Below are 8,464 nucleotides of genomic sequence, written 5' to 3'. Positions count from 1 at the left end.
TCCCCGGCGGGCCCGGCCCCGAGCTACGGGGCCGGGCCCGCCGGGGACAGGTCAGGTCGCGTAGACGCTCAGGCCCGACAACTGGCCCGCCGGCCAGCCGGTGTTGGCGGTGATCTGCACCCGTACGTACCGGGCGGTCGCCGCCGAGGCGAGGGTGACCGTCACCGTGTTGCCGCTCGCCGGGTCGAAGACGCGGCCGGCCGGGGCGCTGAGTGTCGTGAAGCTCGTCCCGTTCGTGGAGCCGAGGACGGACAGCGTCTGGGTACGGGCGCCCCAGGCCGGGTTCGGGGGCAGCGACAGGACGAGCCGGCGCACGGGCAGGGCGGAGCCGAGGTCGATCTGGATCCACTGGGGGAACGCGTTGTTGGCGCTCTCCCAGTAGCTGTTCCCGTTGCCGTCGACGGCGTTGCCCGGCCCGTAGTTCTGCGTCTGGCTGCTCGCGCTCGCGGCCCTGCTCAGCGCGAGGTCACCGGTCGGCGGGTTGGGCCCGCCGCCGCCCGTGACCGGCGGGGTGGGACGGGTCGGCGTCAGCGCCAGTTCGCCCTTCAGCATCCGGCCGCCGTCGCCCGTGAGCCGCAGGTAGTAGTCCGCCGAGCAGGCCGTGCCGTCCTCGTCCAGCGCCCGGATGCCGGAACCGGCCGGGACCTGCGCGGCGGTCTCGGCCGTCTTGGCGATCTGGTTGCCCTCGTTGTACTCGTCGAACATCGAGATGTAGATGCCCTGCACGCCGATCCGGCACATGTTGTAGAACTGCCGCCACATGAAGTCGCCGTGCGCGCGGTGGCCCGACTGGAGGTCACCGGGCAGGACACAGGGCTGGTAGTCGATGCCGTGGGCGTCGCAGTACTCCTGGTCGGGGGTGTTGACGTTGGCGTAGAAGTTGTCGGCGCCGGCGATGTCCCCGATCCGGCCGACCATCCAGGGGGAGAGCATGTCGAGGGCCTCGTACACGGCCATGTAGCCGGGCCGTGAGTCCTCGATGCCCCGGCGCCAGTGCGTGGGCACGCCGCCCATCACATAACACCCCTGCGCCTTGAACCAGTTGACGACGTCCAGACAGACGGCGGCCGACCAGGTCTTGTTGGGCTCGTTGAAGCCGAAGCCCCAGATGCCGACGACCGGTTTGCCGTTCTGCCGGGCGTAGGCCGGGGACGCGGTGAGCGCCTGCATCTTGGCGAGCCAGTCGGCCTTCATCTCGGGCTGCATGTTCGTCCACGCGGTGGCGTCGTACATGACGTAGAACTTGCGCCCGTACTTCTCGGCGGAGCTGCGTACCTTCACCGCCATGTCGTCGCGGGTGGCGCCCTCGCCGCCGTTGGGGTTGAAGCGCTGGAGGGCGGCGGTGTCGATGCCGAACTGCTGCATCCAGGAGAAGTGCGTGTCGACGGTCTGCTGGTCGTACGAGGAGAACAGCGCGGCGGGCTGCCCGTTGCCGAGCGCCGGGTAGGCCGTGCGGTAGGTGTGGGTGTAGTCGCGTACGTCGGGCCAGCTCACGATCGCGGTGTTGCTCGGGGACGGGGACTGGCCCCAGTTCTGCGACCAGTGCCACCAGCCGTTGATCGGCGCGCCGTCGCCGGAGCAGGCGAACCAGCCCTGGTAGCCGACGGTGATCTTGCCGACGACGTCTCCGGGCGGTGAGGCGGCCTTGGCGGCGGCCTGTGCGGTCCCGGTCTGGGCGGCCAGTCCTGCCGCCGCTCCGGCGCCGGCTATCGCGGACGCGATGACGGTGCGTCTGGAAAGTGCCACGGGGTTCCTCGCAATCGGCTCTGCGTGTGGAGGTGCGGGGAAGAGCGGCATGCGGCGGCATGCGGAGTACGCGGTACGGGGCCGTGCCGTGCGCGTCCCGGCGCACGGTGCGGCCCCCCACAACGTAGGGACATGACACGCCACCGGCAAGACAGGAAACTGGAAATTATTGACCGTTCCGCGTCACGATCCGAGGCGCACCGCGAAATTCACGCTCATGCGGGTTCTCGCGCCGCGTTCCCGCCTCGAAGGTCAGGCCGGCAGTCGCGGACGCGGCGGTCGGGCACGGCGACCCCGCTCGCTCAACGCCGCCCGGTGGCACCGCAGTTGACGGACCGACAGGAACGTCAGAACGGGGAACGCGAGTACGCCGGTCACGCTGGTCCACAGCGCCCGCGCGCCGGGGTGCCCCGCCAACAGGGCGGAGACGAGACAGGCGGCGGCCAGTACGGACATGCCCGCGTACGCCCAGCGGACCCAGGTCAGCAGGTCGGCCTGCTCCTCGGTCAGCGGGTAACGGCTCGTCCCTGGCTCCGGAATGGTGGTGACCATGCGCTGCGCCTACCCCCGAACGCTGCCGCTACCCACGTTCGGCCCGCTTCACACGCCTCGGCACGGTAATCCTCGGGCGGCGGTCGCGTCAGCGGACGACGTCGGCGAGCGGGGTGGCGGGGCGGCCCGTCAGCCGGGGGACGCAGTCGGTCACCCCGGCCAGTTCGCCCGCCGCGATGGCGGTGTAGGTCGAGACCCAGGCGTCGAGCTGCCAGTCGGGGGCGCCGTACGAGGCGCGGGTACGGTACGCCTCCGCCACCGACTCCGGCTGGTACCTGACGGTACGGCCGGTGGTCCCGGTCAGCACGTCGGCGATCTCGCCGAGCGTCAGGGCCTCGGGGCCCGTCAGGTCGTACGTCGCGCCCGCGTGGTCGGGCGCGCCGGTGAGGACGGCGGTGGAGGCGTCGGCGATGTCGTCCTGCGCGACGACGGCGGCGGCGCGCCCCTCCCCCGCCGGGCCGCGGATGACGCCGTCGTCGCCGACGAGGCCGGGCATGAAGTCGGCGTAGAGGTTGTCCCGGAGGAAGGTGAACGGTACGCCGGCGGCGCGGATGTGCTGCTCGGTGTGCCAGTGGTCGCGGGCCAGCGTGAACGTCGCGTCGGGCGCGGCGCCGTAGAAGGAGATGTAGACCAGATGGCCGACGCCCGCCTCGACGGCGGCGTCCACGAACACGCGGTGCGTGTCCACCCGGTCGGCCGTCTCGGCGGCGGACACCATCAGCAGACGGTCCACACCCCGCAGCGCCCGGACGACGGCCTCGCGGTCACCGTACGAACCGGGTACGGCGACGGCGCCGGGCAGTCGTGGCGCCCGGCCCGGGTCGCGGGCGAGGAGCGTCTGCGCCACCCCCGCGGCGGCCAGGCGGCGGGCGACCCGGCCGCCGAGACGGCCGGTGGATCCGGTGACGGCGAAGGTGGTGTCGAGCGGGAGGGACGGCATGGTGCTCCTGATCTCGGCGGAGGACGACCTCGGTGGAGGATGGCGGCTGATCCGTATCCGCCAGACATATCAGCCGCCGGGTGGCCGGCGGGCATTCCGCGCTCGCGGCGCCGCCCCGGAAAAACCCGGTGCCCTCGCCGTACCGCGCTCAGTACACTCGCCACGAACTCGCGCACCGCACACACACGTTGGCGGCGCGCACTCCGTGACCAGTGAGGGGAGCCGGCCGTGCGCTGTCGCACCGCTGTTGTCGTCCCCCCGGCACGGTACGAGGTGATCCTGGTGTCTCCCGGCGCCCGGCGCCGGCTGCGCGGCCGGTACCGGATGTCCGTGACGAACCGCTGAGTCGGCACCACCGGCTCCGAAACCTGATTCCCCGTCAACTCATCGTGTGGGCAACCTCGTCGGGCCTCGCCCACGAGCCACACCGCGTCGGGGTACGTCGTCCGGCAATCGCGTCGCCCTCTTCTGTGGATCACCCCGAAAGGCCATGGGCCGTGCGTACCGACCTGCACCCTCGAACGACCGACCGACTCGCCGCTGTGCGGAACCTGGGCATCCTCGCCCACGTCGACGCCGGCAAGACCACCGTCACCGAGCGGATCCTCTATCTCACCGGCACCACCCACAAGCGCGGCGAGGTCCACGACGGCACGACCGTCACGGACTTCGACCCGCAGGAGCGCGACCGCGGGATCACCATCTTCGCCGCGGCCGTGAGCTGCGACTGGGACGGTCACCGGATCAACCTCATCGACACGCCCGGCCACGTCGACTTCGCCGACGAGGTCGAGCGCTCCCTGCGCGTGCTCGACGGCGCCGTCGCGGTGTTCGACGCGGTCGCGGGCGTCGAGCCGCAGAGTGAGTCGGTGTGGCGGCAGGCGGACCGGCACGGGGTGCCCCGTATCGCGTTCGTCAACAAGCTGGACCGTGCGGGGGCCGATCTCGACGCGGCCGTCGACTCGATCCGCCGGCGGCTGCATCCCGCGCCGCTGGTGGTGCAGTTGCCCATCGGTACGGAGGACGGCTTCACCGGTGTCGTGGACCTGCTCCGGATGCGCGCGCTCGTCTGGTCCGGCGGCGACACGGACGTCTGCGAGGAGGGCCCGGTGCCCGACGCCCTCGTCGAGGAGGCGCTGCGGCGCCGCCGGGTGCTGGAGGAGGCCGTCGCGGAGCTGCATCCGCTCGCGCTGGAGGAGTTCTGCGCCGAATCGACGCTCTCCGCACGGACGTTGGCCGCCGCGCTGCGTGACCTGACCCGTACGGGCGAGGGTGTCGTGGTGCTGTGCGGTTCGGCGTACCGCAACCGAGGGATCGAGCCGCTGCTGGAGGCGGTGGTCGCCTATCTGCCGTCGCCGCTGGACGTACCGGCGGTGCGCGGCACACGGGACGGCGCGGAGCAGGAGCGGGCCGCCGACCCGGCGGGGCCGTTCGCGGCGCTGGTGTTCAAGGTCAGCTCGACCTCCACGGGCCGGCTCACGTATCTGCGGGTCTATTCGGGAACGGTCGGAAAGGGAGAGGCGGTGCTGGACGTGGGCGGGCGGCGTACCGAGCGGATCAGCCGGATCCTGCGGGTCCAGGCCGACCGGCACGCGGAGGTGGACCGGGCGGTCGCCGGGGACATCGTCGCGGTGGTCGGGGTGAAGGCCGCCCGCGCGGGTGCCACCCTGTGCGTGCCGTCGGCCCCGCTCGTACTCGAACCGCCGTCCGTCGCCGATCCGGTGGTCTCCGTGGCGGTCGAGGCGCGCAGGCGCACCGACATCGAGCGGCTGGTGACGGCGCTGGCACGGCTGGTCGAGGAGGATCCCTCGCTGGCGGTGCGGACCGATTCCGAGACCGGTCAGACGGTGCTGTCGGGGATGGGTGAGCTGCATCTGGAGGTCGCGGTGGAGAAGGTCCGCCGCGCCCACGGCCTGGACGTCGGCGTCGGCCGGCCGCAGGTGGCCTACCGGGAGACGGTCGGGCGCGGGGTGTCGGGTCTGGTGTACCGGCATGTCAAGCAGGACGGCGGGGCCGGGCAGTTCGCGCATGTCGTCCTCGACACCGAGCCGTTGGAGGCCGCGGACGGCGACGGCAACGGCGGCTTCGCGTTCCGCTCGGCCGTCGTCGGCGGCCGGGTGCCGCAGGAGTACGTCCGGGCGGTCGAGGCCGGCTGCCGGGACGCGCTCGCCGAGGGGCCGCTCGGCGGTCATCCGGTGACCGGGGTACGGGTCACCCTGACCGACGGGGCGACGCATCCGAAGGACTCGTCGGAGATGGCGTTCCGTACGGCCGGCCGGCTCGCGCTCCGCGAGGCACTGCGGGCGGGCACGACGGTGCTGCTGGAACCGGTGGTCGAGGTCACCGTGACCGTCCCCGACGACGCCGTCGGCGGGGTGCTCGGTGATCTGGCTGCCCGGCGCGGCCGGGTCTCGGGGTCGACGGCGCGTGCGGGTACGGCCGTGGTCACCGTGACGGTGCCGCTGGCCGAACTGTTCGGCTACGCGACGCGGTTGCGCAGCCGCACGCAGGGCCGGGGCACGTTCACGGCCCGGCCCACCGGCTACGCCCCGGCGCCCGGAGTACCGTCCGGCGGCTGACGGCCGGCAGCGCGGTGGCCCCGCCCGTGAACGGGCGGGGCCACCGTCGCGGTGCGCCCGGTGGGCGCGGGGCGGTCAGCGCACGGGCGCCCCCGGACCGAGCGGTATCCCCATCGCCCACCACGCCAGGAAGAGCAGAGTCCAGGCCACGGTCATCGCGACGGCGAGCGGCAGCGTGTACGAGGCGAGCGTGCCGATGCCCGCGCTCTTGCGGTACCGCTGGAGGAAGCCGAGCGCCATGATGAAGTACGGGCTCATCGGTGTGATGGCCGTGGAGCCGGAGTCCGCGATCCGGAACAGCGCCTGCGTCGTCTCCGCCGGCACACTCACCAGCATCAGCATCGGGACGAGCACCGGCGCCGCCAGCGCCCACATCGCCGAGCCGCTGGTCACCATCACGTTCACCAGGGTCAGCAGCAGCAGGATCAGCAGGAAGACGACGACGATCGGCAGCCCGCTGGACTGAAGCGCCTCGGCGGCCTTCACGGCGAGTACGTCGCCCAGGTGGGTCCAGTCGAAGTACGCGAGGAACTGGGCGATCGCGAAGAACAGCACCAGCACGGGCGCCATCTGTTTGATGCCCTCGGCCATCAGCCTCGGTACGTCGGCGGCCTTCTTGATGGAGCCGGAGCGCAGCCCGTAGACGATGCCCACCAGTCCGAAGAGGAACGCGACGACGGCCGCGATGCCGTCCAGGAACGGGGATTCGACGATGCTGCCGCCGTCGCCGCGCAGCGGCGACGAGGTCGGCAGGAGCACCGCGGTCATGACCACCACGGCGGCCAGCAGCGTGCCGACGGCGCGCCGCAGCGCGGAGCGTTCCCGGTCGCTGAGCGTGAGTTGGCCCAGGTCGTCCAGTTCGGCGTCGGGATCGGCGTCGAGGTCGGGCCGCTTGCTGAGCACGTACTTGGTGACCAGGGTGATCACGACGGCGAGCAGCAGCGAGGAGGCGATGTTGAAGAACCAGTTGCTGAGCGGGGACACGTACGCGTCGTCCCCGCCGACGATCTGCGCGGCGGCGGTGGTGATGCCCGCGAAGATCGCGTCGTTGGGCGTGGGCAGCGGACTGGCGTCGTACCCGGAGGCGATCGCGGTGTACGCGACGACGATGCCCAGGATCGGTGACTTGCCCACCGCGCGGAAGGCGAGACCGCCGAGCGGTACGAGGATGATGTAGGCGGCGGCGGAGGCGACATGCGCGACGGTGCCCGCGAAGGCCACGGCGAACACGACCCACGACGCGGGGACACGCGAGACGCCGACCCGCATCAACGCGGCGAGGAATCCGCTGCGTTCGGCGACGGCGACACCCATGATGACGACGACGATCGTCGCCATCGGCGGGAACGTGGCGAAGTTCTCGATCATCGTCGAGACCGCCATGGCGAGTCCCTCGCCGCTGAGCAGGTTCTGTACGGCGACGGTCTTGTCGTCGGCCGGTGAGACGACCGAGACGTCCGCCGCCGCGAGTACGGCGCTGACGACGGCGAGGATCCCGGACAGGATCCAGAACAGCCAGAAGGGGTGCGGCAGGGCGTTTCCGGCGCGTTCGATGACGCCCATGGCGCGGATGATCAGCGGCAGGCGGGGCTCGTCGGAGTTCTCACCCGGTGAGCCGGGTGTGCCGGAGGTGCCTGGTGGTGCGGGTGTCGAGGTACTCATGAGCGGCTCTCCTTACTCGGTTCCCGCGTCAGCGGACGACGGCTCTCGGTGTCCGGTACTGGCGCAGGAACTGCCACATGACCTCGTGCGCCTCGATGGTCTCGGTGACGTATCCGCCGCCGCTGTAGCTGTCGGCGCCGGGCCAGGTGTGACCGCCGCCGGTGATGGCGACATGGTGCACCTCGGCGCCGTGATCGCACCCGGTGCGGCGGGTGATCGTGATGTCGGGCTCGATCGCGCGGGTGCGCGGCCGGGCGCGGCAGTCGTTGCGCTCGGCCCACCCGGCGGTCCAGTCGGGGATCGCGGGCAGTCCGCGCTCGGCGTCGCCCTCGTAGGGGATGGTCACGTCGCCCGTGCCGTGGAAGTCGATGACGGGGACGGGGCGCGAGGGGCGGCAGTTCTCGCCGGTTTCGGGGTAGAAGGCGCCGGCCACGGGGGCGATGGCGGCGATCCGGTCGGCCATCCGGCAGGCGAGCAGGCCGGTGAAGCCCGCGCCGTTGGACTTGCCGGTGGCGTACACGCGCCGCTTGTCGACGCAGAGGGTGCGGTTCAGCTCGTCGATCAGGTCGCCGGTGAAGGCGACGTCGTCGACACCCGCCGCCGCGTACGGCGCGCCCTGCCAGGCCTGCCGGTCGCCGTCGCCGGTGCCGATGACACCGTTGGGGTACGCGACGATCGCGGGCAGGTTGGAGAGTCCCGAGAACTCCTCCGTACCGACTCCGGTGTTGCCCCGGCCGTGGAAGGCGAGCACCACGGGCCAGTCGCGGCGCGGGGTGTAGTCGGCGGGCAGATGGAGTTGGTACGTACGGGAGAGCCCGCCGCTCGCGAGGGTGCGGAGCTCACTGCTGCCGGGCTGCTGCGGCGCGGGCTGCCGGCAGCCGGTGGCGGACGCGCCGGCCGGCTTCGGGGCGGCGGCGCCCGCGGTGACCGGCGCCAGCGCCGAGCCGACGAGCGCGAGTCCGGCCGCGGCCACGGTGGTACGCAG

At 72.2% G+C, this 8,464-nt stretch carries 6 protein-coding genes; 1 reads left to right on the top strand and 5 read right to left on the bottom strand.

Going from position 1 to position 8,464, the window contains the following annotated elements; all coding sequences use genetic code 11:
- Positions 1-51 precede the first annotated feature (51 nt).
- The 3 genes from BHU15_RS29900 to BHU15_RS29890 all read right to left on the bottom strand — a co-directional run bounded on the left by BHU15_RS29900 (position 52) and on the right by BHU15_RS29890 (position 3,238).
- Positions 52-1,746 (bottom strand): glycoside hydrolase family 99 protein, encoded by a 1,695-nt coding sequence (locus BHU15_RS29900; protein WP_069630015.1) that lies wholly within the window; start codon positions 1,744-1,746, stop codon positions 52-54.
- A gap of 252 nt (positions 1,747-1,998) precedes the next feature.
- A complete protein-coding gene (locus BHU15_RS29895; RefSeq protein WP_069630014.1) occupies positions 1,999-2,298 on the bottom strand; it encodes a hypothetical protein in 300 nt (99 codons plus the stop codon).
- Positions 2,299-2,386: 88 nt separating this feature from the next.
- On the bottom strand, positions 2,387-3,238 hold the full coding sequence (locus BHU15_RS29890) for an SDR family oxidoreductase (protein WP_069630013.1): 852 nt from the start codon (positions 3,236-3,238) through the stop codon (positions 2,387-2,389).
- Positions 3,239-3,735: 497 nt separating this feature from the next.
- On the opposite strand from BHU15_RS29890, the gene fusA reads away from it, so the two are divergent.
- Positions 3,736-5,817, top strand: coding sequence for an elongation factor G (gene fusA, locus BHU15_RS29885; RefSeq protein ID WP_069630012.1), 2,082 nt, complete (start codon positions 3,736-3,738; stop codon positions 5,815-5,817).
- Positions 5,818-5,892: 75 nt separating this feature from the next.
- Here the strand turns inward: fusA and BHU15_RS29880 are convergent, their stop codons facing one another.
- Positions 5,893-7,479 (bottom strand): AbgT family transporter, encoded by a 1,587-nt coding sequence (locus BHU15_RS29880; RefSeq protein WP_069630011.1) that lies wholly within the window; start codon positions 7,477-7,479, stop codon positions 5,893-5,895.
- 28 nt (positions 7,480-7,507) lie between these two features.
- A partial coding sequence (locus BHU15_RS29875) for a CE1 family esterase (protein ID WP_218028086.1) occupies positions 7,508-8,464 on the bottom strand: 957 nt, incomplete at its 5' end.

The organism is Streptomyces niveus, assembly GCF_001723055.1.
In the GTDB taxonomy this organism is placed as follows: domain Bacteria; phylum Actinomycetota; class Actinomycetes; order Streptomycetales; family Streptomycetaceae; genus Streptomyces; species Streptomyces niveus.
This window is presented reverse-complemented; position numbering and strand designations above follow the sequence as displayed.